The organism is Nitrobacter sp. NHB1 (assembly GCF_036964665.1).
Classification (GTDB): Bacteria; Pseudomonadota; Alphaproteobacteria; order Rhizobiales; family Xanthobacteraceae; genus Nitrobacter.
Map to the genome: position 1 here is coordinate 1,052,784 of NZ_JBAMDA010000001.1, position 25,283 is coordinate 1,078,066.

Genomic DNA, 25,283 nt, shown 5'->3' on the forward strand with positions numbered 1-25,283 from the left:
GATACGCGCAACGTCGTCGCGAAGGGTGGGACTTGAGCTATCCATCGCGGCTCACGATATGCGTCGGTTCCCGGAGGGATTTAGAGCGTTTTCAAGCGAAGTGGGTACCGGTTCGCGTGAAGAAAACGCGTCAATTCAAAATCATAGAGCCTCGCTTCTGATTCCATCAGAAGCGAAAAGGCTCTAGCGCAGATATGACCGCCGTCCACGACAACAAAGCCCTGAGCCGTTTTGAACTGGAAGCCGAAGGCGGCGTTGCTTTCGCGGACTACCGCCTCGCGCCGGGTACGGTCGTCATAACCCACACCGAAACGCCGCGCGAACTGCGCGGCCGCGGCATTGCCTCGGCGTTGGTGAAGGGGGCGCTGGCGCTGATCCGGGCCGAGGGTCTGAAGGTGGTCGCCGGCTGCGGATTCGTGGCCGTCTATCTCGACAAGCATCCGGAAGAAGCCGACCGCGCGGTTTGAAGCCGCGCGTCAGGCGTTCGCGTTCGCGATCTCATCACATGCGAACGCCCTTCCGTTATCAAAGGGAATGCGCACTCGCGCTTGGCAACAATCGCATCAGTGTTTCATGTCGGGCGGCAGCTTGCCACCGTTGGTTGCGAGCTCAGCCATCATCTGCTTGTGCAGCCAGATGTTCATCGTCGCGGAATCGTTGGTGTCGCCCGGGTATTTCAGATCCTTGGCCAGTTCCTTGCGGGCACTCAGACTGGAATCGACATCGAGCGCCTTCATCAGATCCACGATCGAGGTCCGCCATTCCAGCTTTTCCTTCTTGGCGGCGACGGCCTTGTCGAGAATGGCAGTGACATCGACGCTCGCGACCGCACCGCCCGATGAAACGGCTGTACCGCCGCCTGTTTCACCTGTCGGTGTTGCCGCTTCGGCTTGCGTACCGAAGATGGCGCCCATGATCTTTCCAAATATGCTCATTGTACCGCTCCCAATAGCGTCAAGTCTTGCGCCTATCCAAAAGCGAAACCTCGCGTCTGTTTCCGCTGGATTGCCGAAAAGAGTAGCCGCCTCGTTGCGGCTTGCCAATGCGGCAATGCCAAGCCGCCGACGGAGCTTCTGCTCCGCGCGCGCCGCGGACGACATCACAATGTCGCATTCTGCGCTTCGCCGGCAAACGCATCCGCTCGCATGCAATCGAAAGCCTCGATAGGGTCGTCCTCTGCCCTCCTCTGCGGCGGCAAAAATTCACTGAACCGTGAGCAACGAAAATCAACGATAGGAATTAGAATTGCCTGACAGGTCGCGGCAAGACCAGGTTCCTTGCTCTCGCGTCTGGGCTTGATCGTGATCGTTTCCGAAGGGGCCAACTCGCGCCTTCTGGCGGAGGATTGGCCCCGCAAAAGGGAGACAGGAACATGGCCACCTCTTACCCTGTAGACATCACGACACGCCTACAATCAGGGGCGATCGGTGTAGACGGACCGGTGATCCGTCATATCGGCTTCTCCGACCTTCTCGATTCGTTGCGGCTGGGCTGGGAAGACTTCAAGGCGGTACCGAGCCACGCCATCGTCCTTTGCGTGATCTATCCCATACTCGGACTCCTGCTGGCGCGGGCAGTGCTTGGTTATTCGATCTTTCCGCTGCTGTTTCCGGTCGCCGCCGGCTTTGCCCTGATCGGGCCGTTTGCGGCGCTCGGACTCTATGAACTGAGCTATCGGCGCGAACTCGGCATGGAGGCCTCCGCCTGGCACGCGCTCCGCGTGTTGCGGGCACCGTCGTTCGGATCGATGCTTGGACTGGGCGCGCTTCTGCTTGCCATTTTCGCCGTCTGGGTGGCAACCGCGCACGCGATCTATGTGTCCACCTTCGGCAATACACCCGCATCGGCGATTCCCGATTTCGTCACGCGGGTTTTCACCACGCCCGAGGGCTGGCGCCTGATCGTGGTCGGTTGCGGCGTCGGATTCCTGTTTGCAGCCGTCGCCTTGTGCATCAGCATCGTGTCGTTCCCGCTGATGCTCCACCAGCACGCCGACATGACCGATGCCATGTTGACGTCGATGCGCGTGGTCGCGAAAAATCCAGTCGCAGCCGCGGAATGGGGTTTGATCGTTGCCGTCCTGCTGGTTCTTGGGACGATCCCCTTCTTCCTCGGCCTCACGATTGTGATGCCGCTGCTCGGTCATGCGACGTGGCATCTCTATCGGAAGGCGATCGAGACCCCCTTGACGTCGCCATCGCACGAAGTCCCGGAAAGGGAGACGGAAAAGCGCTACGCCGCCGACTTCCCGTCGGTGCTCTTCCAGTGGCACTACTGGAGACGGACCGATCTATAGTATTCCGTTTTTCGGTCGCGACCTGAAACGGAACGCAATCCCCGGCTTCAAGAGACGTTAAGCCCTCCCGAAGCCGGGGTCTTATGATCGCAAAGGACGGCCAGACCGCTGCCAATTGATGGGGCCGGACCGGCAAGAACACCAATAGTAATGAACATATATTCATTACTATTGGTGTTCTTGTGTTTAACGCTTGGTCTCATGCAAATCGCTCACGGTAAGGAACGCGAGCGCTGCTGTCTTTGCGATCGTTGCGGGGCGCAAACGCGATTCCCCTTGATCGAAAAACGCGCTACCTCTTCACCCATGACACAGATCGAATTCTCCCGCGCTGACGTCCATGTCGTCGGCGCCGGCCTTGCCGGCTCGGAAGCCGCCTGGCAGGTCGCAAATCACGGCGTTCGGGTGGTGCTGCACGAGATGCGGCCGCACCGGATGACGGCGGCGCACCGGACCGACGGCCTCGCTGAACTCGTCTGCTCCAATTCGTTCCGCTCCGACGACGCCGCCAACAACGCGGTCGGACTGCTGCACGCCGAGATGCGCCGGCTGGGATCGCTGATCATGCGCTGCGCCGATGCCAATCAGGTTCCGGCCGGCGGCGCGCTCGCGGTAGACCGTGACGGTTTTTCGTCTGCCGTTACCAAGGCTCTCGACGATCATCCGCTGATCGAGATCAGCCGAACTGAGGTCGATGGCCTGCCGCCGGCGGATTGGCGCAACGTCATCGTCGCCACGGGTCCCCTCACCTCGGCTCCTCTCGCCGCCGCGATCCGCGCATTGACCGACGAATCCGCGCTGGCCTTTTTCGACGCGATCGCGCCGATCGTCCACCGCGACTCCATCGATATGTCGAAGGCCTGGTTCCAGTCGCGCTATGACAAGGTCGGTCCGGGCGGCAACGGCGCGGACTACATCAATTGCCCGATGACCGAGGCGCAGTATCACGCCTTCGTGGACGCGCTGATCGAGGGCGAGAAGGTCGACTTCAAGGACTGGGAGACCGATACGCCCTACTTCGACGGCTGCCTGCCGATCGAGGTGATGGCGGAACGCGGCCGCGAGACCCTGCGCCATGGGCCGATGAAGCCGGTCGGCTTGACCAATCCGCACGATCCGACGGTGAAGCCCTATGCGATTGTGCAGTTGCGTCAGGACAACAGGCTTGGCACGCTTTACAATATCGTGGGCTTCCAGACCAAGCTGAAGCACGGCGCGCAAACCCGTGTCTTCCGCACCATTCCGGGCCTTGAGACAGCGGAGTTCGCCCGCCTCGGCGGCCTGCATCGCAACACGTTTTTGAATTCGCCAAAGCTGCTCGACACCCGGTTGCGTTTGCGCGCCGAGCCGCGGCTGCGCTTTGCCGGGCAGATGACGGGTTGCGAAGGTTACGTCGAATCCGCCGCCATCGGCCTGATCGCCGGCCTCTATGCCGCGTCGGACGCGCGGGCGCGGAGCCTCGCCGCTCCGCCGCCGACCACGGCGCTCGGCGCGCTGATTGGCCACATCACCGGCGGTCACATCGAGAGCATTGACGCCGGACCCCGCTCATTCCAGCCGATGAACATCAACTTCGGATTGTTTCCGCCGCTTGCCAATCCGCCAGCGAAGAAGCCGGACGGCACGCGGCTGCGCGGCAACGAGAAGACCATCGCGAAAAAGCAGGCTATCAGTGCGCGCGCGCTCGCCGACCTCGATCGCTGGATCGCGGATGCGCTCCGCGTTGCGGCCGCTGCATAAGTTCAACAGACCGCTTCTGGATCGTTCATGCCCCTTCCCAAACAGGACGCCGCATTCCTGTCCGCAACGTGGACCGAAGGCGTCCTGCTGAAACGCGACGTGTTTTCCACCGTGGAGCGCGGACGTTTTCGCGCTGCTTCCGGCGAGGTCGATGCGGTGCTGCGGCGGCTCGACCAGGTGCCGTGGTGGTCTTATGGTGTCGCGCGTCACCTGTTCGCGCGCGAACGCCGGGCCTTGCAGCGCGCCGGCGGCCTCTCCGTCGGGCCGGATCTGCTATGGTCCGGACGGCAGGCGTTGGTGCGCGGCTTCATCGATGGCGTGGCGCTGCATCTCGCCAGGCCTCACGGCGACCGCGCCTACTTCCAGTCTGCCAAAGCGGCGCTGCGCAAGCTGCATCGCGCCGGTATCTGCCACAACGATCTCGCCAAGGAACAGAACTGGTTGCGCGGCAGCGATGGCCGCGCCTACCTGACCGACTTCCAGCTTGCGGCGTGCTTCAACCGGCGGTCGCGGCTATTTCGCATCGCCGCCTACGAGGATCTGCGTCATCTTCTGAAGCACAAGCGCACCTACGCGCCGGACGCACTGACGCCCCGCGAGCGCAAGATACTGGCGCGCAAATCGCTGGTGGCGCGGACATGGCTGATGACGGGCAAGAAGGTCTACAACGCCGTCACACGCGGCGTGTTCAATTTCACCGACCGCGAAGGCGGCGGCCGGCGCCTCGTCAGCGACGCCCCCGTGCTGATCGCGCGCATCAAGGACAACCCGGCGGTACGCGACGCGGCCATCGTCGCCTTCGCGGACCGTCGAAGCGGCGTCGGCCTCTACGCCTTTGTCGAGGCCGATCAGGCCGGGCTGGAATCGCAGTTGCGGGCCACGCTCGCTGCGGCAAACGATCCAAAGCCGCCGGAACACATACAAATCGTGCCGCGCCTGCCGCGCGATGCAAGCGGCAAGGTGCGCACGGAAATCCTTCAGCTCATCGCGATGAACCAGATCGATTTGATTGAACCGCTCATTACCAGCCCCGCGGACCGCGAATTTTTCCGCGGCATCCTCGAGAGCCGCAAAAACCTGCGCGACAGATTTAATTTCGAGTCAACCGACCAGGCGCTGCCATCCTGACCTTGTTCAGGCACGAAACGTCGTCGTGCGCGATGCCCGCCACAACGTCCACAGGATGCGCAGCCGCAATGCAACCTGCGGCATGAAGGGATCGACGTCGGCTTGAGCCATGCGATTCAATGCGGAGCGCACCAGCGCGAGCGGGAGATACACCGCCCGCGACTCCGGCGGCAGGTCCGGCAGCAGTGCCAGCGCCGCATCGAGATGCGATCGTGATTCATCGGCCAGTCCACTGAGGGCTGCGCGAAGCGACGGCATGTCCCGACCCGCGAACACCTGTTCCAGAGTGCTGCCGTGCTGCTCCAGCAATTGCAGCGGTACATACGACTGACGCCGCGACGCGTCAAAACCCAGCATCGCGATCACCTGCGCGATACCGCGCGCGAGACCCGCGTGACGCGCCAGATGATCCGTCTCATCAGATTGGTGTCCGGCGATACACGAGGCAAGCGAAAACAGCGTGCACGATGTATCAAAGAGATATTGCTCCAGCGCCGCCAAGTCCGGCATCGGATCGTTGTAGAGATCGAACTGATGCGCCTCGATCAGACGCGACAACCGCTCGACCGGCAGACCATGGCCCCGGATCGCCAGCAGCAGTTCGGCCGCCACCGGATTGCCTTCAATACCACCGTGTCCCGCACCAGCGAGTACATCGGTCCACCATTGCAGACGGATTTCGCCCGGCAACGGCTGGGTGATCTGCTCCCTGACCCTGACGATCTCGACATTAAAGGCATAAAGCGCCAGCAGCGCGCGGCGGCAACGGAGCGGCGCGAACAGCGTCGTCGCATAGCTTTCGAAATCGTGGTTACGCACGAGGTCTGCGCAGAACGCCGCGGACGAATTCTCCGATGCCGCACCGCTCATGGTACGGCGATGAGCGCGGTCAAGCGCTGCCTCGACATCGCGTTTGTCATGGCACGGCTATCAGCGCCATCAGGCGCTGCCAATGCGGTGAGGTAATCATGGAACGGCTATCAGCGCCGCCGCGACCCGGCGCCGCTCGCCCAGCATGATGTTGTAGGTTCGGATCGCGGGTCCGGTCAGCATGGTGTCCACCCCGACGTGAGCGCGGCGCAGCGCCTCGCGCAGGTCGGTTGGCGCGAGCCACACCTCGGTGCCGGTGCCGATCAGCAGGGTATCGATTCCGGCGGCGCCCGCGAAAACCCGCGCCAGGGCATGGCGGTCGATGTCATCCGGCCGCGTCACCGGCCACGCCCAGATGCCGTCCGGCAGGCATAGCAGCGAGCCGCGATGCGACATGGTATCGAAGCGGAAGCCACCGTTGCCATAGGCCTCGATCGGCGCGGGCCGCGGAAGGTGCGGCGCATCCGACGGGTCGGCGCTCACGGCTTCGATGGCTTCTGCGGTTTGGCCGACTTCTCAGGTTTGACCGTCTTCTGTGGTTTAGCCGTCTTCTCCGACTTGGCTGTCTTCTCGAGCTTGGCCGTCTCGGGCTGCTTAGCCGCCTTGTCGGAATTGGCTGCCTCAGACTTGGCCGACTTCTCCTCGACGTTGACGCGGTGATCGCCGACCCCGAGATAGATCAGGATCGGCGCCGCGATGAAGATCGAGGTGTAAGTGCCGACGAGCACCACGCCGAACATCATCACCGCGGTGAAGCTGTGGATGGCCGGTCCGCCGAACAGCAGCAATGCCAGCAGCGCCAGCGTGACCGTGACGTGGGTGATGATCGAGCGCGACAAGGTCGAATTGATGGATTCGTTGAGCAGTTCCGGCATCGGCAGCTTCTTGTAGCGCCGCAGCATTTCGCGAATCCGGTCGTAGATGACGACGGTGTCGTTCAGCGAGTAGCCGAGAATGGTCAGAAGCGCCGCGATGCTGGTGAGGTCGAAGTCGACCTGCGAGATCGACATGAAGCCGATGGTCAGCACGATGTCATGGACGTTGGCGACCATGGCGCCGAGCGCGAATTGCCACTCGAACCGAAACCAAAGATAGATCAGGATGCCGAGAATCGCCAGCATCAGGCCGATCATGCCGTAGGCGAGCAATTCGCCGGACACGCGCGGTCCGACCACCTCGACGCGGCGATAGTTGACGCTGTCGCCCAGCGCGCCGCGCACCTTCTGTACCGCCACCTGCTGCGCGGCATCTCCGCCCGGCTGCTCGGCGACGCGAATCAGCACTTCGGTCGGGCCGCCGAACTGCTGGATCTGGACGTCGCCAAGACCGAGCTTGTTCAGCGTCGCGCGCATCGTCGCGATGTCCACGTCGCCGGACTTCGCCTGCACCTCGAGCAGCGTGCCGCCCTTGAAATCGATGCCGAAATTCAGGCCGTGCGTGAAGAACAGCGTGATGGCGACGATCGACAGCACAGCGGAAATCGGAAAGCTGATGCGGCGGAAACGCGTGAAGTCGAAATGCGTATCGTCGGGAACGATCCGCAGCGACGGCAGCAGGCCGAAGCAACTGACGATGGTCAGCACGACGATGAGGGCACCGAGCCCGAGTAAAATCCAGTGGGTCACAGCCGGCTCCGCGTCATCAGATCGGTACGTTTTGCGGCCGCTTCCAGCGCACCCATGTCGCGACGATCAGCCGGGTCACCTCGAAGGCGGTGAACACCGTGGTGATGATGCCGATGCCGAGCGTCACGGCGAAGCCGCGCACCGGGCCGCTGCCGATATAGAACAGCACCGCCGCAGCGATGAACGTCGTGATGTTGGAATCCAGGATCGTCGCCAGCGCCCGCTTGAAGCCGGCGTCGATCGCCGAAATCGCGGTGCGGCCGCCGCGGATTTCCTCGCGGATACGCTCATAGATCAGCACGTTGGAATCGACGGCGATGCCCACGGTCAGCACGATCCCGGCGATGCCGGGCAGCGTCAGCGTCGCGTTCAGCAACGACAGCACGCCGAAAATCATGGCGACGTTGATGGCGACCGCAATATTCGCAAACACCCCGAACAGCCGGTAGGTCAGCAGCATGAACACGATCACCATGATCGAGCCGACATAGGCGGCGAGTTCGCCTTTTTCGATCGAATCCTGTCCGAGGCCGGGACCGACGGTGCGCTCCTCGATGATCGTCAGCGGCGCCGGCAGCGCGCCGGCGCGCAGCAGGATCGCAAGGTCGTTGGCCTCCTGCACCGTGAAGTTGCCGGAAATCTGACCGGAGCCGCCGGTGATCGGTTCGCGGATGACCGGCGCCGAGATCACCTCGTTGTCGAGTACGATGGCAAATGGCTGTCCGACGTTTTCCGACGTCGCCTGCGCGAACTTGCGCGCGCCGTTGCTGTTGAATCGGAAGCTCACGATCGGCTCGCTGGTGCGAGAATCGAATCCGGGCTGGGCGTCGATCAGGTCGCCGCCGGAGACGAGCACCTGCTTCTTGACGACGTAAGGCGTCTTGGGCGCCTGCGAACTCATCAGCACTTCGGAATCGGCAGGCACCCGGCCCTGAAGGGCCTGCTCGGGCGACACGCTCGAATCGACCATGCGGAAGTCCATCTTGGCGGTCTTGCCGATAATTTCCTTCAACCGCGTCGGGTCCTGCAATCCGGGCACCTGCACCAGAATGCGATCGGTGCCCTGGCGTTGGATCAGCGGCTCGACGGTACCGAGTTCGTTGACGCGCTTCTCGATAATCTGGATCGACTGCTCGACCGACTGGCGGATGCGGTCACTGACCGCAGCCTGCGGAACCGTCATGCGAATCAGCCCGCCGTCAGCACTGCTGACTTCGAGGCTGCGCTGGCCACTGGAGCCGAGCAGACCTCCGAGCGGATGCGACAGCTCGCGCAACTTGCCGAGCGCCGTCTGGTATTCCTCCTCCTTGCTGATGCGCACCTCGACCACGCCGTTCTTGGCGGCAAGGCCGGTATAGGCGATCCGCGCGTCGCGCAGCGCCTTGCGTGCGTCGTCGCGGACTTGATCGAGTTTCTCTTTTTTGACGTAGTTGGAATCGACCTCAAGCAGCAGATACGAGCCGCCCTGAAGATCGAGCCCCAGCACGAGATGACGCTGCGCCCATTTCGGCCAGGTCTTGACCTGGGCCTCGGGGAAGAAGTTCGGCACCGCGCACAGGCAGATCGCGAGGGCAATCACGATGATCGCCAGTGCCTTCCACCGCGTAAAATACAACATCGAGATAACCCGTCAGATTCCAGGAATGACCGCTTCCGGGCACTTAGCTCGCGGCGCTGTCGTCCTTGGCGCCCTCGCCTTTGGCACTTCCCTTTGTCGATTCACCCTTTACCGGCTCGCCCTTGGCCGGCTCGCCCTTGGCGCGGACGATCGAAATCATATGCCGCATCTGCCGCACCCGGACGCCGTCCGCGATCTCGAACTCGATCTGGTCGTCATCCACAACCTTGGTGACCTTCCCGACGAGACCACCTGTCGTGATGACGACGTCACCGCGACGGATATTCTTCACCAGCTCATTGTGCTCTTTCGCCTTCTTCTGCTGGGGCCGGATGATCAGGAAATACATGACGATAAAGATCAGCGCGAACGGCAGCAGCGACATCAGCAAGTTGTTGGTGTCGCCCATACCGGTGGCGGCCTGAGCAAACGCGGGAGTAATGAACATTCGGACGATTCCTTGGAAAACGGGACAGGCCGGCGCGACAGCAGGGTCGGCCGGTCGAGGGCAAATTCGCGCGGACTATAACGGCCGCGGTCCCAATTGCAACGCCGCCAGACCCTCGATCGGGGCTCATGATTTCGGCTGCTTGCAGGAGCCGGGGCACCCCGCTAAGGCTGCGCGCTCAGGAAAGGCAAAGATGACAAAAAAGTCACTGAAAACCGGCTCCCGCGCAGCGCCAAGGGCTCGCTCCGGCAACCGGGGCGTCGGCGCGACAAAAGGTCTGGAAACGGCCGCGGCGCCCGCCGCCGCGGAGCGGATCGCGCGCGCGCTCGAAGCGATTGCCGCCGCCATGTCCTCCGCGGCGGAACGGCCCGACAACCGCGCTGCGCTGACGCGCGCCGACGCCTTCGTCTGGCATCCCGACGGACGATTGATGCCGGTCCCGCAGGTCAGCCGCGTCGATCTCGCCCTGCTCAAGGGCATCGACCGGATGCGCGATATCCTGATCGAGAACACCGAACGCTTCGCCAGGGGGCTGCCTGCGAACAACGCCCTGCTCTGGGGCGCGCGCGGCATGGGCAAGTCGTCGCTGGTCAAGGCGGCACATGCCAGCGTCAACGCCGAGGTCGGAGGTCGGCTCAAGCTGATCGAAATTCACCGCGAGGATATCGAGAGCCTGCCGGGCCTGATGGAGTTGCTGCGCTCATCGGACTTCCATTTCATCGTGTTCTGCGACGACCTGTCGTTCGACGGCGATGATGCCTCTTACAAATCGCTAAAGGCGGTGCTCGAGGGCGGCATCGAGGGACGCCCGGACAACGTCATCCTGTACGCGACATCGAACCGCCGCCACCTGCTGGCGCGCGAGATGATCGAGAACGAGCGATCGACCGCGATCAATCCCGGCGAGGCCGTCGAGGAAAAGGTCTCGCTGTCCGACCGCTTCGGCCTCTGGCTCGGCTTTCATCGTTGCAGTCAGGATGAATATCTCGCGATGGTGCGCGGCTATTGCTCCCACTTCGGCATCAAGCTCGACGACTCCGAGCTGGAGCGGGAGGCGCTTGAATGGTCGACCACGCGCGGCTCGCGTTCCGGCCGCGTCGCCTGGCAGTTCACGCAGGAACTCGCAGGGCGGCTCGGCGTGCGGCTCGCTGCGAAGTAATCTCAAGGCCTGATCCCCGGATGCTGCGCAGCAGATAGCGATGCGCTGCTGATCCGGGGCAATCACAAGCGCTGGGGTTCGTTACGGTCCCGGATTTGCGGAGCATTGCAAGCGCGACGCACCACATCCGGGACACACAGCCTCACGCCCCACTGAGGAATTGAAGCGGGTCAACCGGTGTAGATCCTTTTCGGATCTCGAAGTGGAGCTGCGGCGACGCCGCTTCGCCCGACTGACCCGACTTGGCAATGACCTGGCCGCGCTTGATGGTATCCCCGCGCTTCACCAACAGCTCACTCGCATGGGCATATGCGGTCACGTAACCATTGGGGTGCCGAACCAGGATCAGGTTGCCGTAGCCCTTGAGTTCGTTTCCGGCATAAGCAACGACGCCATCCCCGGCAGCCTTCACCGGCGTGCCCTCGGGCACGGAGACGTTGATGCCGTCATTTGATTTGCCGTTGGTCCTGGCGCCATAGGCTGCGATCACGCGGCCGCGCACCGGCCAGCGGAATCTTGGCAATGCGCCGGTCGCCTCGGCGGCCTTGACGGCGGGTTTGACCACGGCCGCTTCGGGCGTCGCCGTCGCAACCGCGAGGTTGACCTTCTGCACCGGACCTTGGGGTGCCGCCGCCGCAACGTGAACCGCAGGCGCAGATGCAGGCGCGGCGGGAGACGCGGCCGCAGCGACAACAGGCTGCGCGGCCACCGCGGCGGTCTTTGTCTTTGACGGCACCGTGATCTTCATGCCGATCTTCAGTTTCGTGCTGCGTTGCAGGCCGTTGGCGCGCGCAAGTTCGGCAACCGAAATGTGATTGTGGCGCGCGATGCTCATCAACGTGTCGCCGCGATTGACGTAGTGGACTCCTCCGGGCGCAGCCGCAGCGACCGCGGCGGGCTTCTCAGCCGGGGCGGCATGGGTGTTCGCGGCCGCCGCGCGCTTTGGAATGATCAATCGCTGGCCGGGCTGCAACCGGCGCGGACCGCGGTAGCCGTTGGCCTTGAGGATTTCGGCGGTGGAGACGCCATAGCGGTGCGACAATCCTTCCAGCGTGTCGCTGGTGCCGACGACGATCGGGGTGCCGCCGCTGTGATTCCAGCCGTCCCGCGCCGCGACAGCGCCAGTGGACGCGATCGGACGGGCGGGAGGCGCATACGAGTGGGCGTCGCGCCTGCCTCCCGATACGCCCGATGCTACCGGATAGGATCCTGGCGTCGAGATCGGCGGCGGCAGCGGCTGGGATTGATATTGCGGCCGCGAATAACGCGGCAACTCGCTGCGTTCGATCGGAGCCGCGGGCGCTGCGGTCACCGAGCCGGTGGCATCGCGCTGCCATCCGAAATGATTTGACTGCTGCGGATTACTGTCGATCTGCGCCAGGCGCGTGGACATGTCCGCACTACATCCGGCAAAACCGATCGATACCAGCGCCAGCACCGCGACTTGCGGTACGCGACGCGAGCAAAGCAACTCGACGACACGGGACATGATTACTCACTCGTACGCAACATAATTACCAATTTGAGTAAACATGCTCCCAGTAAACAAGCCTTTAACCGTGACACGCCGCCGCCTTGAAAATTAACGCCGACGCGACAAGGCGTTGCGGCCGCAACTGAACTTGGAGACGGCCATTCCCGGTGGCTAAAGTTCGCGGGCGATGCCCGGCAGCGCCGGTACGAAGCGGACGTCGATCAACTCCTTGCGGACAAGTCCGGCGTTGGTCCGCCGGAGGAGCATCAGCGTCTGCCGTCCGTTGTGCGGGCCGACGGGCGCGATCAGAAGCCCGTCAGGCTCGATCCGGGCCGTCAGCGCGTCCGGAATCTGCTCCATCGCCGCCGTCACCATGATGCGATCGAACTGCCCCGCTCCGGCTGGAACGTCGAAGCCGTCGCCCAGCATGACCTCGACGTTATCGCAACCGAGTTGCTCCAGCCGGGCGCGGGCTCGATCGGCAAGCTCGCGAAACCGTTCGATGGTCAGGACCTCGCGGCACAGACGTGACAGGATCGCGGCCTGATAGCCGGAGCCGGTGCCGATCTCCAACACCCGGTGGTCGTCGCGCAATTCCAGCCGCTCGGTCATGTAGGCGACGACGAAAGGCTGGCTGATGGTCTGGCCGCAGGCGATGCCGAGCGCGGTATCCCGCCAGGCATCGTCGCGATCGTCCGACTCCACGAAGACATCGCGCGGGACGCTGTCCATCGCGCGCAGGACGCGCTGATCGCTGATGCCGCGTCGCCGCAGGCTGAGCTGAAACATCATCTTCTCGGGCGGCGGCGGACCGGCGGGGGGCATGGGCGAACTCTGAAGCGCTGGCGTTTGGCCACAACGGATATCAAGATAAGTTGATGCAATCTGCGCGGATCGCCAGCCGGGTCAATCCAGCGTAGCAAACTTTTGTTCCGGCGGCGGAACGGGCCAGTCACACCGACTCAGGCAACCCGAGCCCTCGAATTGCATCCATTTGGCCGGCTGCAACCGAGCCGGCAATACCTTATCGTTCGAGCCAGCGACGACTACGCGCATTGCGTTCGTCCGTGTAATTTGCGACTCTATGCTGGCAATTGGGCAAGGATCGGGATTTCCACCATGGTACCAGCGAAGCCGCCCGGCGGCTCGGTGTTCCTCGTCGAGGACGAGGCCATGATCCGCATGATGGTCGCGGATATGCTGGAGGAACTCGGCTACAGCATCGCCGCCGAAGCCGGCGAGATCGAGCAAGCGCTCCAGCTCGCGCAGACCACGGACTTCGACATCGCCATCCTCGACGTCAACGTCAACGGAAAGCTGATTTCGCCGGTGGCCGAGGTGATCGAAGCACGCAACCGGCCCTTCATCTTCGCAACCGGCTATGGCACGCAGGGTCTGCCGCCCGAATATCGCGACCGTCCGGCGTTGCAGAAGCCGTTCCAGATGGAGGGCCTCGCCGCCATGATCGAGCGCACGCTCAAAGGCAGCGCTGTAGCCTAAAGCCTTTTCGCTTCTAATGGAATCAGAAGCGGGGCTGAAGCGAACGGGACGGCGCGTTCTACTTCAAGATCCCCGACAGGATCTCGACGAACGCATCGTCGGTGCGATCCAGCCGCAGCGGCGTCACCGAGACGCACCGCGCCGCAATCGCCGCGAGATCGGTACCCGCCGCCGGGGTATCGACGGCGTCGGCCTTCTCGAATCCGATCCAGAAATACGGGTTGCCGCGGCCGTCGCGGCGCTCGTCAACCTTGAGGAAACCGAGATTGCGCTTGCCCATCCGCGTCACCAGCACCCCGACCACCTCCTCCGGCGCGCAGGCCGGGAAATTGACATTGACCACCGTGTTCTTTGGAATGCCGGCGTCGATCACCTTGCGGAGAATCTGCGGCGCGAACGTACGCGCGGTTTCCCACACCGGCCTGTCGCCGGTCTCCATGCTGAATTCCTGCGACAGCGCGAACGACGGCAGCCCGAGCATCGTGCCCTCGAGCGCGCCCGCGATGGTGCCGGAATAAACCACATCCTCGGCGACGTTGCGGCCCCGATTGACGCCGGACAGCACGAGATCCGGCCCCTTTTCGCCGAGGATGTGCCGCGATCCCATGATCACGCAATCGGTCGGCGTGCCCTTCACCGCGAAATGGCGGGGTGCGACTTCGCGCAGCCGCAGCGGATCGTTGAGCGACAGCGAATGCGAGACGCCGGACTGATCGTACTCGGGCGCGACCACCCAGACATCGTCGGACAGGTCCTTTGCGATTTGTTCGACGATCTCGAGGCCAGGCGCGTGGATGCCGTCGTCGTTGGTACAGAGAATCCGCATTCGTGAGGTTGCCCTTTTCGGCTGCTGCTAGTGATCCCAGTGCCGTTAGGCAACCTCTTATCCGGCTCCGCCGATGCTGGCAAACCTGACGTTCCGCTTGCGCCGCCGGACTCTTCCGGCGCGCGTGAGGCATCTCACATCGCCCGCAGACTGGCGCGTTTACCCTTGATGTGGTGACGCCGGGACTCCTTCCGGCCTGACGACAGGAGCAAGACATGCACAGCGATATTCGAGAACTGACCGCGAGCCAACTCAGTGACGTCAGCGGCGGCGAGATCATCGTCGAAGCTGACAAGGACTACGCTCACCATAACGGCGGGACGTGTATTCCCTAAAGATCTGCGAGGGCGGCGTCATACACGCCGCCCCGGACTATCATTATGCCGTTCACCGCGCGTTTCCGGTCGCGACAGCGCCGCCCGTTCCGGCGCGTTGCAAGAACCCCTTGGCCAGCGCGTGATAGACGCCTTCCTTGCAGACCAGCCGGGAACTGCCGTAGGCAATCAGCGCCGCCGCCATCAGCGGCACCACCATCTCGTGATTGTCGGTCATTTCCGTCACGATCACAAAGGCGGTGATCGGCGCCTGCACTACACCGGCGAAATACGAGACCATGCCGAGCAGCAGGATCGCGCCCAGCGGCGCGTCCGGAAAGAACTGCGCAACGTTGGATCCGAGTCCGGCGCCGGCCGCGAGCGAAGGCGAAAAGATACCACCGGGAATGCCACTCACGGTCGAAAGCAGCGTTGCAAGAAGTTTCAGCAGCCCGAAACTCTCGTGCAGCGGCGTCCCGCTCTCGAGAGCGTGTTTCACCTGCGCATAGCCCGTGCCGTAGATCGTGTCGCCCGACAGGAATCCGCATACGGCGACGCCGAGCCCGCATACGAACGCAAACGGAAGCGGATGGCGCTTGATAAGCGAGCCGAGCCGTCCCGGAAACCCAAACGCCAGCAGGATCACAAGCCGGCTGAACGATCCGCCGGCAAGGCCGCCCACAACGCCGCAGATCGGCACCGCCATCCAGTCGACGCCGGTGCCCAGCGTGGTCGCGGTGTGGCCGAAATAAGCATAATTTCCGACCAGCGCCAGCGAGGTTAGGCCGGCTGCGATCACGGTGCCGATGATCAGGCCGCTGGTGCGCACTTCGAAGGCGCGGCTCATTTCTTCGATGCCGAAGACGATTCCCGCAAGCGGCGTGTTGAAAGCCGCCGCGACGCCGGCGGCGGCTCCCGCAAGGATCAGTCCGGGCTGGCGGCGCGGCGACATCCGCCCGATCGCGAACATGATGGATGCGCCGATCTGCACCGTCGGCCCTTCGCGCCCTACAGATGCGCCGCAAAGCAGGCCCAGCACCGTCAGAAAAACCTTCCCGACACCGATGCGAAAGGAGACCAGCCGGCCCCGCGCCTCGTGGTCATCGAGTTGACGCGCCGCGATGGCCTGCGGAATGCCGCTGCCTTGCGAATTCGGAAAGAAGCGCAAGGTGAGGAACACGGACAGCACAAATCCGAGCGGTGTGATGACAAACGAAGCGTAGCGCCATTTTTCGAGTAGGCGCGCGAATAAAAACTGGGCCAGGTCCGACGCTTGCGTTAACCCAACCGCAGCAGCGCCGACGGCAAGACCGCCAGCGACGAAAATGACTCGCCGCTGCCATCGGGTTGAGATGACCCGGACCGATCGCAATTGCCTTTCGGTAAGGTGCGGCCTCTGCATTATTCCCCGCGGCCGATCGCCTTGAGGCCGCCCATGTAGGGCTGCAGCACGTCGGGCACGGCGATGGAGCCGTCTGCCTGCTGATAGGTCTCCATCACTGCGATCAGGGCGCGGCCGACCGCCGTGCCGGAGCCGTTCAGCGTATGCACGAAGCGCGGCTTGCCGTCGCTTGCGCGATAACGCGCGTCCATGCGCCGCGCCTGGAAATCGCCGCACACCGAGCAGGACGAAATCTCGCGATAGGCACCGCCCTCGCCTTGCCCCGGCATCCACACCTCGATGTCGTAGGTCTTTTGCGAGGCGAAGCCCATGTCGCCGGTGCATAGCGTCATCACGCGGTAATGCAGGTCGAGCCGGCGCAGCACTTCCTCGGCGCAGGAGAGCATCCGCTCGTGTTCGTCTCTTGATGTTTCCGGCGTTGTGATCGATACCAGTTCGACCTTGGTGAACTGATGCTGGCGGATCATGCCACGGGTGTCGCGTCCCGCAGCGCCCGCTTCCGCTCGGAAACACGGCGTCAGCGCGGTGAAGCGCAGCGGCAGTTCTTTTTCATCGAGAATGGAGTCGCGGACGAGATTGGTTAGCGGGACTTCGGCGGTGGGGATGAGCCAAAGCCGGTCAATCTTAGCAAAGTTTTCAAACGCCAACTCAGTAAATTGATCTCGGTTGCTGTTGGTTATCTCTCTTTCTGACTGCAATCCCATTGCGTTCAACGTCAGATCCATTGCCGCACGCGCAGACTCCAACGTTGGCCGCTTTTGCGTTGCAAATTGATCGTCGCGAAACTTCGGCAATTGCGCTGTTCCGAACATCGCGTGATCACGCACCAGCAGCGGCGGATTGACCTCGGTATAGCCGTGCTCGCCGGTGTGAACGTCGAGGAAGAATTGCCCGATGGCGCGTTCGAGCCGCGCCAGCCCTCGCTTCAGCACCACGAAGCGCGCGCCCGAGAGTTTCGCCGCTGCCTCGAAATCCATGTCGCCGAGCGCGCCGCCGAGATCGTCATGCGGCTTCGGCGTGAACGCATAATCGCGCTTCTTGCCGAACCGATGATGCTGCACGTTGCCGTGCTCGTCGGTGCCGTCAGTCACCTCGTCGAGCGGCAGGTTCGGAACCTCAGACAGCGCCTTTTTCAACCCCTCGTCGGCCGCTTTCGCCGCCGTGTCCATCGCAGGCATGGTGGACTTGAGTTCGGCGACTTCCGCCATCAACTTCGCGGCGCGCGCCTCATCCTTCGCCTTCTTGGCCTCGCCGATTTCTTTTGAGGCCGCGTTGCGCCGCGCCTGCGCCTGCTCAGACGCCAGAATCGCCGCGCGGCGTTTCTCGTCGATCGCGAGCAGCGACGACGACAGCGGCGAAAGTCCCCGCCGCTTCAGCGCGGTGTCGAAGGCTTGCGGGTTGTCGCGGATCGCTTTGATGTCGTGCATGATAAAATTCCGGTGTCAGGCCGGGCATAGCCGTTCGAAGAACGGCGTCGCTTCCGCTCGCCGATGTCCCCGGCCATCTTCGTGTCGTCGGTCTCTAGATCGTTTCACGTTTAGACGGAGACGCAATCAAGTGCCGTCATTGCGAGCGAAGCGAAGTAGCCTTCCTTCGAAGTTTTCTGGATTGCTTCGGCGCGATGCGCCTCGCAATGACGGCGCTTGATTCCATGTAACGATGAATGGCTATAAAAGACGTGGATGCCCGGCACAAGGCCGGGCATGACGTATTGGGCGATTCATGGCCCCGCCAAACGTCAACCCTACTCCGCCGGGTTTTCCGCCGGCGGCGGCGTGCCGTCGGGTGGTGGCTGCGCGCCCTTGGCGGCGGCTGCCTTTGCAGCGGCTGACTTGGCGGCGTTCTTCTCGACGATGGATACCGCGACGATCGAACCCTCGTAGAGCAAGAGCAGCGGCAGAGCCAGCGACGACTGGCTCAGCACGTCGGGCGGCGTCAGCACGGCGGCGATGATGAAGGCGACGACGATGAAATAGCGGCGCTTGTCGCGCAGCATTTTCGAGGTGACCACGCCGATCCGCCCGAGCAGCGTCAGGATCACCGGCAACTGGAAAGCGATGCCGAAGGCGAAGATCAGCGACATCGTCAGCGACAGATATTCGCCGACCTTGGGGAGCAACTGGATTTGCGCGGTTTCGGGACCGGACATCTGCTGCATGCCGAGCGAGAACCGCACGATCATCGGCAGCACCACGAAATAGACCACCAGCGCGCCAAATACGAAGAACGCCGGGGTCGCGATCAGGTACGGCAGGAACGCGTTGCGCTCATGCTTGTAGAGGCCGGGCGCCACGAACTTGTAGATTTGCGTCGCCACGATCGGAAACGAGATGAAGCCGGCGCCGAACAGCGCCAGCTTCAGTTGGGTGATGAAATATTCGAGCAGCGCGGTGTAGATGAACTTCGAGTTCTCCGGCCCCGCGACCCAAACGAACGGCCATACCAGCACGTTGTAGATCTGCTTGGCGAAGAAGAAGCACAAGATGAACGCGATACCGAAGCCGACCAGCGCCTTGATCAGCCGCGAGCGCAGCTCGATCAAGTGATCCATCAGGGGGGCCTTGCTGGCCTCGATGTCTTCGGAGCTCATGACGCTTTGGCGTCCTTGACGGCCTGGTGCGGCGTCTCGTGCGTAACCGGAGCCGGCTCAGGCGTGATGTTCTGAAACTCGGGCGCGATCGCCAGCGGCTCGGATGCCAGGGCCTTGGCGTCCGCCTCCGCGCCGGTCTCGGGGGTCGCGGCCTCCGGCGAGACTGGTCCGCTTGCCGGAACGTCGTCGATGGACGCGGCAGGCTTGTCGGCTGCGGGTTTGTCGGCCGCTGGCTTGTCGAGATCCTCAAGCTTGGGAGGCTCGCCGAGCGAGTCGGTCAGCCTGGTCATCAGGTTGCCACTGGTCAGGCCGCTGGTGGCGTCGCGCACCTCGTCGAAGGATTTTTTCAGGTCGGCCATGTCGGCCTCGCGCATCGCCTCGTTGAACTGGCCCTGGAATTCGGCGGCCATCTTGCGCGCTTTGCCGATCCACCGCCCGACCATGCGCAGCACGCCCGGCAGCTCTTTCGGGCCGATGGCGATCAGCGCGACGACCGCGATGACGACCAGTTCACTCCACCCGATGTCGAACATGAAACTTTCCGCTCACGCGAGGCTTGCGCCCGTTCCGCTACGCACCCGGGCCAGCTTTGGAATCAAAGCCAAGCTTCAGCGTTTGCCGCAAGCCGCCGCCGGGATCAATGCGCTTCGACAACCCTGCCGTCTCGTGGTCCCGCCCTCACTTCATTTCCGCGGGAATTCGCGACCTCGCGGCCGTGCTGCGTCAGACCGTTGTCTTGCTGCCGACGTCGGACCGGCTCGCGCCGGGAGCCGGCTCGCTGTGATCGAGCGTCTTTACGGGCTCGGGCTTTTCCGCGGTCTTCTCATCGTCCTGCATGCCCTTCTTGAAGGCCTTGATGCCCTGCGCGACATCGCCCATCAGATCGGAAATCTTGCCGCGGCCAAACAGCAGCAGGATCACCGCGATCACCACGATCCAGTGCCAGATGCTCAGTGAACCCATCCTGCAATCCTCCAAATCGGCGGCCGGCGTCCGGCCGAAGCTATACGGAAGGTAGGCTCGGGGGGCGGCAAAAACAAGGATTTAGGCCCCAACGGGTATCGTAAAGGACCCGGTAGCCTTATGACTTTAGTTTGGTCAGGAGCGCGCCGGAACAGTCGCGGATTTCCGGAACCACCCTCGTTAAAAAACGAAGGCCGCTGGCCGCTCGAGCCCCGGCAAAACCGGAACCGACGCATCGAACAGATCTCTGTGTCCGAAATCGGAATGCGAATGCGTGACGATGACTGCCCGTTGCGCGCGGCTCATGGCGAACACGCCAACCAGTCGCCCTTCGGCGGCGAGCTGCCGGTAGAGCAGCTCCGGAACGACTTCGGTCGCACCCTCCAGAATAATGACGTCATAGGGCGCGTTGGCGGGCGCTCCTTTGGAGGCCGCGGCGGTGACGACGCTCACATGGCCGAGGCCGAGCGTTGCGAGAATGCCGGCCGCCTTCGCCGCCAGGGCCGGGTCGCTTTCGGTCGCCGTCACCCGATCCGCGAGTTTCGCGACCAGCGCAGCGGTGTAGCCGGTTGCGCAGCCCACCACGAGAACGTTGTCGGTGCTCTTGATGTCGGCAGCCTGCATCATCTTTGCGACGACCATGGGCTTGATCAGATACCGCTTCGGCGCCCCTTGCTCGCTGACGTCGAGATCGAGATCCAGATAAGCCAGCGCCCGGCGATCCTCGGGAACGAAAACCTCGCGCGGCAGCGCCAGCATGGCGTCGATGATTCGAAGATCGGTGACGTCGCTGGGGCGTACCTGACCATCAACCATTTTTCCGCGAGCGGTCGAAAAGTCAGACATCGGAGATCGTCCCTCACCCATGCAACAGGTTCCGGGAGGACTAGGGCACCCCCACCCCCGATGCAAGCGTTTGCTGGAGCAAGCATCGCGCCGCCGCATTTTGTCGCAGTGTTTTCCGTCGGTTGCAGGCAATGTGCGCTCATCCAGCGGGTGAAATCCGATCCGGCCGCTCGCCCCTGTCGAGGGGTTGCCCATTTGCCGCTTTGCAAGCGTCGGAGGCTTTGTTATAGGCTGCGGCTGCGAAGATATTTTCGCCTGTTCCCTGGTAGCTCAGCGGTAGAGCATTCGACTGTTAATCGAATGGTCGCTGGTTCGAATCCAGCCCGGGGAGCCAAACAAAATCAAGCTGTTAGGCGGTTTTGAAAAGGCGCCAAGTGAGGCCCTTTTTTCATCGGGCCACCTTAAGGCCACAAGCGATGATGCCTTTATCAGTTTGATTTATCGTTCCGCCGTTGTCGTATGCGACTTCACTGGCCGAACCCCCAATGTGTTTTATGAGGCGGGCATCGCCACACTCTGGGGCGGCATCTTGTTCCGATCACGCAATCGCCCGCCGATATTCCTTTTGACCTGCAGCAGCATCGATACCTCCACTACCTGAACAACGTGGGTGCGGGAGAATGTGCGGAGAACTGGAAAAGCGGCTTCGTTTTTTGACCGATATCGGTTTTGGATGATTAGCACGCGACCCGATTTGGTGATCCGGCGCAAGCAGGCTTGGGATGAGTAAGAGGACGTTTGGATTGTCATTTCAGCGAACCAAATTCGCAACGTGATCAGCGCGATGGAGCGCGTCCTAAAACAAATCGAGGAAACCCCGCCGGCGTGAACCGGCGGGAAAAGATCAGCCTACCCGTAGGTTTTCTGCGGATTCCTTGCCGCGGTTCGCGACAACCTCATAGCTCACCTTGTCGCCTTCATTGAGCGAACCGATGCCAGCCTTCTCCACAGCCGAGATGTGCACGAAAACATCCTTGCCGCCGCTGTCGGGCTGGATGAAACCGAACCCCTTCTGCCCGTTGAACCACTTTACTGTTCCTGTCGCCACGTCCGCACTCCATGTTGAAACGATCGAGCTATCATGAAGGCTCGCTAAGACTGCTGCAAGGAAAACCCGCCGGCGGACCGGCGGGCCTCGTCGTCGGTTGATCAGGCGTACCTGGAGAGGTCGCTATTGGACGGCCTGTCGCTCACCGTTCGACTTTGCCGCGCCACTTTAACGAACGCGCAACGTTTATGCCGAAAGCTTCCATGACGGGAGGGTCATGGAACGTGAGCAACACACGCGATCCCAAAGGCACCGGGCTGCACCGCTTTTCCGCGCCACCGACGCGATCGCTCGAACAAAGGCCGTCGCGCCTCGCGAACTGGCCGCCGCCATTCCGCAGCACCGCCGCGAAGCCGAAGATCATCCGGCATAAACCCGACGAGAAGCCGCAGCGGGCAAAGCCGCGCGGCTGGCGCCTGACGCGGGCGATGTTTTCCGAATTCGAGGAAGAGTAGTTTCGGCCGGCGACACCGGCCTGCCAACCCTTGCCCTTATTTCAACCGGATTTCGGCTTTTTGGCGAGCAGCTTCATCTCGCGGAATCTGCTGGCCCAGCCGTCGCGCACGGTTTGCCGGCTGCGCCCGATCGCAAGCGCGTCGTCCGGCACGTTTTTTGTGACGACCGAACCCGATCCCACATAGGCACCACTGCCGATCTTCACCGGCGCGACCAGCGACGAATTGGAGCCGACGAAAGCCCCGGCGCCGATCTCGGTGCGATATTTGTTGAAGCCGTCGTAGTTGCAGGTGATGGTGCCTGCCCCGATGTTGGCGCCAGCGCCGACATGGGCATCGCCGACATAGGTCAGGTGATTGACCTTGGCCCCCGCTTCGAGAACGGCGGCCTTGGTCTCGACGAAATTCCCGACCCGCGCGCCCTCGCCAAGCGACGTTCCCGGTCGCAGCCGCGCGTAGGGACCGACCGACGCATTCCTGCCGATCGACGCCTGAACGATGTGGGAGAACGAGTGGATCACGGCGCCGTCGGCGATGGTCACGCCGGGTCCGATCACCACGTATGGTTCGATGGTCACGTCCCTGCCGAACGAGGTGTCGGCCGTGAGAAAAACCGTGTCGGGAGCCACCATGGTCACACCTGCATCGAGCGCCGCCTTGCGCAGCCGCGCCTGCATGACCTGTTCGGCCTCGGCGAGTTGAGCCTTGGTGTTGATGCCGCGCACTTCGTCCTCGCTGGTTTCGATCACCGTTGCCGTCAGACCGGACGCCCGGACGATGCTGACCGCGTCGGTGAGATAGTATTCGCCCTTGCTGTTGGCGTTGCCGATTTTGTCAATGATTTGCAGCGCCGTCTTGCCGTCGAACGCCATGACGCCGGCGTTGCAGAGCGTGATGCGACGCTCGTCTGCGCTGGCATCCGCCTGCTCGCGGATCGCCGTCAGCCGGCCATTGTCCACGATCAGCCGGCCGTACCCCGTGGGATCGGCGGCACGAAAGCCGAGGACCGCGAGCGACGCGCCGGTCTGTAACGGCGCCCGCATCCGCGCGAACGTATCGGCCGAGATCAGCGGCGTGTCGCCGAACGCGATCACCAGATCGTCGGCGCCGCGGGCGATGGCCTCACGCGCCGCGAGCACGGCGTGCGCGGTCCCGAGACGCTCGTGCTGGACGAACGTCATGACGTCCGGCCGCACGCGTTTCGCTTCATCGGTGACAGCCTCATGGCCCGGACCCACGACGACCGTCAGCGACGTTCCCGGGCCGCTCGGCGCGGCCGCCAGCACACGCGCCAGCAGCGTCTGCCCCGCCACCGGATGCAGCGCTTTCGGCAGCGAGGAGCGCATCCGCGTCCCCTCGCCCGCGGCAAGCACGATGGTCAGACAGCTCCGGCCGGTCATTCAGATCCTCGTTCTCCGGCGTGTCATTACGCCGCTGCCGTCATTAAGCGTTTTTGCCTGAAGTGGAAACCGCCCGGCGCTCTGAGATCGGGTGGATTTCCTGTTAGCATTCGGCCATGATTCGGAGGTGCGGGGGTCCGGCGTCATTATTGTGACGAAGAATCAGAACGATTTGGCCGGGAGCGCACCGGCCGATAAAAGCGGCGGCCGGCCGAGCGGCTTTCTGGCCGACGAGGGCGCGTTCGACCGCCGTACCCTGTGGCGGCTCGGATCGTGGGGCGCCGGCTCCGTCGGAGCCGTCATCGTCGCACTTCTGGCGCACAACTTCGGGGCTGGGCTCCGACACCAACAAATCGCCGCAACCGATCTGGCAAGGCAATCGCAGCGGCTTCAGTCGATCGCGAAAGAAAACGAAAATGAAATCAGTCGCATTTCCTCTGCCATCGACACATTGAACGGCGATCGCGACCGGCTGTTTGCCCGTGTCACCGTACTCGAGCAGGGACTCGATTCCGTCACCGGCTCCATAAGTCCAAACGCGGCGCAAAATGGACCTCGGATGGCGTCCTCTCAGAAAGAAGCCGCCTTGGGCTCGCCGCCGACGGCAACACCGCTCCTCCAGCAGCCGGATAAAGCGCTGGCGGGCCTGATGCCGCCACTCGCATCCGCAAGGGCTGAAACGGCGGCAGCAAAGCCGTCACCCGCCGACACCGCGGCCGCGGATTCTTCATCCGCGAACACCCTGTCCGCGAAAGCACCGTCCACGATTTCTCCATCCGCAAATTCGTCGTCCACACCGGCCCCGCTTGCAACGAACTCATCCGCAGCCACCGCGACGCCGGTCACACCACAGGCCGCATCGCAACCTTCGACCGCCGCACAGGATATGCCCGCAACAAGGTCCGGCGGGCCGGACGAAACAGCAGCCGTTACGCCCGCGAAGCCAGGGCCGAAGAAGGACGGGAAGCCTCACAAGAGCAAGAATGCCGAGAGCAAAACTGCGCCAATCGTCGTCGCATCCATTCCCGCGACCGTCGATGCTCTACAGGCACCCTCACTCCCTGCCCCTCGTCCGGTGGCGCACACCGATTTCGGCGTCGATCTCGGCAGCGCCAGATCGATCAAGGGTTTGCGGGCGTTGTGGCGGAGCGTCCTGAAATCGGAGGCAAAAGAACTGACTTCGCTGCACCCGATCATCGTGCTGAAGGAACGTAACAACGGGGGCAGTGCGCAAATGCGTCTCGTCGCAGGGCCGCTGGCCGACGCGGCAGCCGCGGCAAAGATTTGCGCCGTCCTGTCCGAAAACGGCCGCACCTGCGAAACTGCCGTGTTCGATGGCCAGCGCCTCGCCATGAACGAAGACGGCAAAGAGAGCGGTGCCGCCGTCACGACAAAAAAGCCGAGATCGGCGCACACCTCACGGCATCGGCACAGCCGGAGATCAGCGCACGCCGAAGAACCGGCGCCGCCGCCGCCGCCCCCACCACCAAAGCCATCGCCGTTCAGTTCGTTCTTTTCACACTGAAACATCCGACGGCGCCGGGGCCAGGTTCCGGGTTGTCGGGTCGATCGATCCGGATC

At 63.1% G+C, this 25,283-nt stretch carries 25 protein-coding genes and 1 tRNA gene; 9 read left to right on the top strand and 17 right to left on the bottom strand.

The window, feature by feature from the left end; translation table 11 throughout:
* Positions 1-194 precede the first annotated feature (194 nt).
* Positions 195-467, top strand: a complete 273-nt coding sequence (locus V4R08_RS04925) for a GNAT family N-acetyltransferase (protein WP_335578316.1) — start codon at positions 195-197, stop codon at positions 465-467.
* A 96-nt stretch (positions 468-563) separates the two neighbouring features.
* On the opposite strand, the gene V4R08_RS04930 is transcribed toward V4R08_RS04925, so the two are convergent.
* A complete protein-coding gene (locus V4R08_RS04930; RefSeq protein WP_335578317.1) occupies positions 564-935 on the bottom strand; it encodes a DUF3597 domain-containing protein in 372 nt (123 codons plus the stop codon).
* Positions 936-1,372: 437 nt separating this feature from the next.
* On the opposite strand from V4R08_RS04930, the gene V4R08_RS04935 reads away from it, so the two are divergent.
* From V4R08_RS04935 to V4R08_RS04945, 3 genes are all read left to right on the top strand, one after another.
* Positions 1,373-2,296, top strand: a complete 924-nt coding sequence (locus tag V4R08_RS04935; protein WP_335578318.1) for a DUF2189 domain-containing protein — start codon at positions 1,373-1,375, stop codon at positions 2,294-2,296.
* Positions 2,297-2,602: 306 nt separating this feature from the next.
* Positions 2,603-4,036: a methylenetetrahydrofolate--tRNA-(uracil(54)-C(5))-methyltransferase (FADH(2)-oxidizing) TrmFO gene (gene trmFO, locus V4R08_RS04940; protein WP_335578319.1), complete on the top strand. Its 1,434-nt coding sequence runs from the start codon at positions 2,603-2,605 to the stop codon at positions 4,034-4,036.
* A gap of 27 nt (positions 4,037-4,063) precedes the next feature.
* Entirely contained in the window at positions 4,064-5,164 is a 1,101-nt protein-coding gene (locus V4R08_RS04945) for an AMP-binding enzyme (RefSeq protein ID WP_335578320.1), read from the top strand.
* A gap of 6 nt (positions 5,165-5,170) precedes the next feature.
* On the opposite strand, the gene V4R08_RS04950 is transcribed toward V4R08_RS04945, so the two are convergent.
* The 5 genes from V4R08_RS04950 to yajC form a co-directional block, all read right to left on the bottom strand.
* Positions 5,171-6,034 (bottom strand): phytoene/squalene synthase family protein, encoded by an 864-nt coding sequence (locus tag V4R08_RS04950; RefSeq protein ID WP_335578321.1) that lies wholly within the window; start codon positions 6,032-6,034, stop codon positions 5,171-5,173.
* Positions 6,035-6,130: 96 nt separating this feature from the next.
* Complete coding sequence (locus tag V4R08_RS04955; protein WP_335578322.1) at positions 6,131-6,517, bottom strand: Mth938-like domain-containing protein; 387 nt, start codon at positions 6,515-6,517, stop codon at positions 6,131-6,133.
* The gene (secF, locus tag V4R08_RS04960) at positions 6,514-7,659 is read right to left on the bottom strand and encodes a protein translocase subunit SecF (protein ID WP_335578323.1); all 1,146 of its coding nucleotides are present in this window, start codon (positions 7,657-7,659) and stop codon (positions 6,514-6,516) included. Before secF ends, V4R08_RS04955 begins: the two co-directional genes overlap by 4 nt.
* A gap of 16 nt (positions 7,660-7,675) precedes the next feature.
* A complete protein-coding gene (gene secD, locus V4R08_RS04965) occupies positions 7,676-9,277 on the bottom strand; it encodes a protein translocase subunit SecD (RefSeq protein WP_335578324.1) in 1,602 nt (533 codons plus the stop codon).
* A gap of 43 nt (positions 9,278-9,320) precedes the next feature.
* A complete protein-coding gene (yajC, locus tag V4R08_RS04970) occupies positions 9,321-9,725 on the bottom strand; it encodes a preprotein translocase subunit YajC (RefSeq protein ID WP_335578325.1) in 405 nt (134 codons plus the stop codon).
* 193 nt (positions 9,726-9,918) lie between these two features.
* On the opposite strand from yajC, the gene V4R08_RS04975 reads away from it, so the two are divergent.
* A complete protein-coding gene (locus tag V4R08_RS04975; protein WP_335578326.1) occupies positions 9,919-10,884 on the top strand; it encodes an ATP-binding protein in 966 nt (321 codons plus the stop codon).
* Between the two features lie 142 nt (positions 10,885-11,026).
* Here the strand turns inward: V4R08_RS04975 and V4R08_RS04980 are convergent, their stop codons facing one another.
* Positions 11,027-12,373 carry a peptidoglycan DD-metalloendopeptidase family protein gene (locus V4R08_RS04980; protein WP_335578327.1) on the bottom strand — a complete coding sequence of 449 codons (1,347 nt, stop codon included), beginning with the start codon at positions 12,371-12,373 and terminating at the stop codon, positions 11,027-11,029.
* Between the two features lie 156 nt (positions 12,374-12,529).
* Positions 12,530-13,183 carry a protein-L-isoaspartate(D-aspartate) O-methyltransferase gene (locus tag V4R08_RS04985; RefSeq protein WP_335578328.1) on the bottom strand — a complete coding sequence of 218 codons (654 nt, stop codon included), beginning with the start codon at positions 13,181-13,183 and terminating at the stop codon, positions 12,530-12,532.
* Between the two features lie 294 nt (positions 13,184-13,477).
* Here V4R08_RS04985 and V4R08_RS04990 point away from each other — a divergent pair, with 294 nt between their 5' ends.
* Positions 13,478-13,858, top strand: a complete 381-nt coding sequence (locus tag V4R08_RS04990; RefSeq protein ID WP_335578329.1) for a response regulator — start codon at positions 13,478-13,480, stop codon at positions 13,856-13,858.
* A 58-nt stretch (positions 13,859-13,916) separates the two neighbouring features.
* Here the strand turns inward: V4R08_RS04990 and surE are convergent, their stop codons facing one another.
* The 7 genes from surE to V4R08_RS05025 form a co-directional block, all read right to left on the bottom strand.
* Positions 13,917-14,684 carry a 5'/3'-nucleotidase SurE gene (gene surE, locus V4R08_RS04995; RefSeq protein WP_335578330.1) on the bottom strand — a complete coding sequence of 256 codons (768 nt, stop codon included), beginning with the start codon at positions 14,682-14,684 and terminating at the stop codon, positions 13,917-13,919.
* Between the two features lie 387 nt (positions 14,685-15,071).
* Positions 15,072-16,400 carry a chloride channel protein gene (locus V4R08_RS05000; RefSeq protein WP_335578331.1) on the bottom strand — a complete coding sequence of 443 codons (1,329 nt, stop codon included), beginning with the start codon at positions 16,398-16,400 and terminating at the stop codon, positions 15,072-15,074.
* Positions 16,400-17,827 carry a serine--tRNA ligase gene (gene serS, locus V4R08_RS05005; RefSeq protein ID WP_335578332.1) on the bottom strand — a complete coding sequence of 476 codons (1,428 nt, stop codon included), beginning with the start codon at positions 17,825-17,827 and terminating at the stop codon, positions 16,400-16,402. The genes V4R08_RS05000 and serS overlap by 1 nt, the downstream gene beginning before the upstream one ends.
* A gap of 317 nt (positions 17,828-18,144) precedes the next feature.
* Positions 18,145-18,990, bottom strand: coding sequence for a twin-arginine translocase subunit TatC (gene tatC, locus V4R08_RS05010; RefSeq protein WP_335578333.1), 846 nt, complete (start codon positions 18,988-18,990; stop codon positions 18,145-18,147).
* A complete protein-coding gene (tatB, locus tag V4R08_RS05015; RefSeq protein WP_335578334.1) occupies positions 18,987-19,523 on the bottom strand; it encodes a Sec-independent protein translocase protein TatB in 537 nt (178 codons plus the stop codon). The genes tatC and tatB overlap by 4 nt, the downstream gene beginning before the upstream one ends.
* Before the next feature lie 190 nt (positions 19,524-19,713).
* Positions 19,714-19,953, bottom strand: coding sequence for a twin-arginine translocase TatA/TatE family subunit (locus V4R08_RS05020; RefSeq protein ID WP_335578335.1), 240 nt, complete (start codon positions 19,951-19,953; stop codon positions 19,714-19,716).
* Between the two features lie 180 nt (positions 19,954-20,133).
* Entirely contained in the window at positions 20,134-20,799 is a 666-nt protein-coding gene (locus tag V4R08_RS05025; RefSeq protein ID WP_335578336.1) for a protein-L-isoaspartate O-methyltransferase family protein, read from the bottom strand.
* A gap of 259 nt (positions 20,800-21,058) precedes the next feature.
* Here V4R08_RS05025 and V4R08_RS05030 point away from each other — a divergent pair.
* Positions 21,059-21,133, top strand: a tRNA-Asn gene (locus V4R08_RS05030).
* Positions 21,134-21,643: 510 nt separating this feature from the next.
* Here V4R08_RS05030 and V4R08_RS05035 read toward each other — a convergent pair.
* The gene (locus V4R08_RS05035; RefSeq protein WP_335578337.1) at positions 21,644-21,847 is read right to left on the bottom strand and encodes a cold-shock protein; all 204 of its coding nucleotides are present in this window, start codon (positions 21,845-21,847) and stop codon (positions 21,644-21,646) included.
* A gap of 224 nt (positions 21,848-22,071) precedes the next feature.
* Here V4R08_RS05035 and V4R08_RS05040 point away from each other — a divergent pair, with 224 nt between their 5' ends.
* The gene (locus tag V4R08_RS05040; protein WP_335578338.1) at positions 22,072-22,302 is read left to right on the top strand and encodes a hypothetical protein; all 231 of its coding nucleotides are present in this window, start codon (positions 22,072-22,074) and stop codon (positions 22,300-22,302) included.
* A 41-nt stretch (positions 22,303-22,343) separates the two neighbouring features.
* On the opposite strand, the gene glmU is transcribed toward V4R08_RS05040, so the two are convergent.
* The gene (glmU, locus tag V4R08_RS05045; RefSeq protein ID WP_335578339.1) at positions 22,344-23,702 is read right to left on the bottom strand and encodes a bifunctional UDP-N-acetylglucosamine diphosphorylase/glucosamine-1-phosphate N-acetyltransferase GlmU; all 1,359 of its coding nucleotides are present in this window, start codon (positions 23,700-23,702) and stop codon (positions 22,344-22,346) included.
* A 91-nt stretch (positions 23,703-23,793) separates the two neighbouring features.
* Here glmU and V4R08_RS05050 point away from each other — a divergent pair, with 91 nt between their 5' ends.
* On the top strand, positions 23,794-25,227 hold the full coding sequence (locus V4R08_RS05050) for a hypothetical protein (protein WP_335578340.1): 1,434 nt from the start codon (positions 23,794-23,796) through the stop codon (positions 25,225-25,227).
* The last annotated feature ends 56 nt before the right edge of the window (positions 25,228-25,283 follow it).

Bases quoted from the DNA above. Each gene is read 5' to 3' on its own strand.
- secD (WP_335578324.1), bottom strand. From the start codon at position 9,277: ATGTTGTATTTTACGCGGTGGAAGGCACTGGCGATCATCGTGATTGCC.
- V4R08_RS05000 (WP_335578331.1), bottom strand. From the start codon at position 16,400: ATGCAGAGGCCGCACCTTACCGAAAGGCAATTGCGATCGGTCCGGGTC.
- V4R08_RS05020 (WP_335578335.1), bottom strand. From the start codon at position 19,953: ATGGGTTCACTGAGCATCTGGCACTGGATCGTGGTGATCGCGGTGATC.
- serS (WP_335578332.1), bottom strand. From the start codon at position 17,827: ATGCACGACATCAAAGCGATCCGCGACAACCCGCAAGCCTTCGACACC.
- V4R08_RS04925 (WP_335578316.1), top strand. From the start codon at position 195: ATGACCGCCGTCCACGACAACAAAGCCCTGAGCCGTTTTGAACTGGAA.
- V4R08_RS04935 (WP_335578318.1), top strand. From the start codon at position 1,373: ATGGCCACCTCTTACCCTGTAGACATCACGACACGCCTACAATCAGGG.
- glmU (WP_335578339.1), bottom strand. From the start codon at position 23,702: ATGACCGGCCGGAGCTGTCTGACCATCGTGCTTGCCGCGGGCGAGGGG.
- V4R08_RS05025 (WP_335578336.1), bottom strand. From the start codon at position 20,799: ATGTCTGACTTTTCGACCGCTCGCGGAAAAATGGTTGATGGTCAGGTA.
- V4R08_RS04990 (WP_335578329.1), top strand. From the start codon at position 13,478: ATGGTACCAGCGAAGCCGCCCGGCGGCTCGGTGTTCCTCGTCGAGGAC.
- surE (WP_335578330.1), bottom strand. From the start codon at position 14,684: ATGCGGATTCTCTGTACCAACGACGACGGCATCCACGCGCCTGGCCTC.
- V4R08_RS04950 (WP_335578321.1), bottom strand. From the start codon at position 6,034: ATGAGCGGTGCGGCATCGGAGAATTCGTCCGCGGCGTTCTGCGCAGAC.
- tatB (WP_335578334.1), bottom strand. From the start codon at position 19,523: ATGTTCGACATCGGGTGGAGTGAACTGGTCGTCATCGCGGTCGTCGCG.
- yajC (WP_335578325.1), bottom strand. From the start codon at position 9,725: ATGTTCATTACTCCCGCGTTTGCTCAGGCCGCCACCGGTATGGGCGAC.
- V4R08_RS04930 (WP_335578317.1), bottom strand. From the start codon at position 935: ATGAGCATATTTGGAAAGATCATGGGCGCCATCTTCGGTACGCAAGCC.
- trmFO (WP_335578319.1), top strand. From the start codon at position 2,603: ATGACACAGATCGAATTCTCCCGCGCTGACGTCCATGTCGTCGGCGCC.
- V4R08_RS04945 (WP_335578320.1), top strand. From the start codon at position 4,064: ATGCCCCTTCCCAAACAGGACGCCGCATTCCTGTCCGCAACGTGGACC.
- V4R08_RS04975 (WP_335578326.1), top strand. From the start codon at position 9,919: ATGACAAAAAAGTCACTGAAAACCGGCTCCCGCGCAGCGCCAAGGGCT.
- V4R08_RS04980 (WP_335578327.1), bottom strand. From the start codon at position 12,373: ATGTCCCGTGTCGTCGAGTTGCTTTGCTCGCGTCGCGTACCGCAAGTC.
- V4R08_RS04985 (WP_335578328.1), bottom strand. From the start codon at position 13,183: ATGCCCCCCGCCGGTCCGCCGCCGCCCGAGAAGATGATGTTTCAGCTC.
- tatC (WP_335578333.1), bottom strand. From the start codon at position 18,990: ATGAGCTCCGAAGACATCGAGGCCAGCAAGGCCCCCCTGATGGATCAC.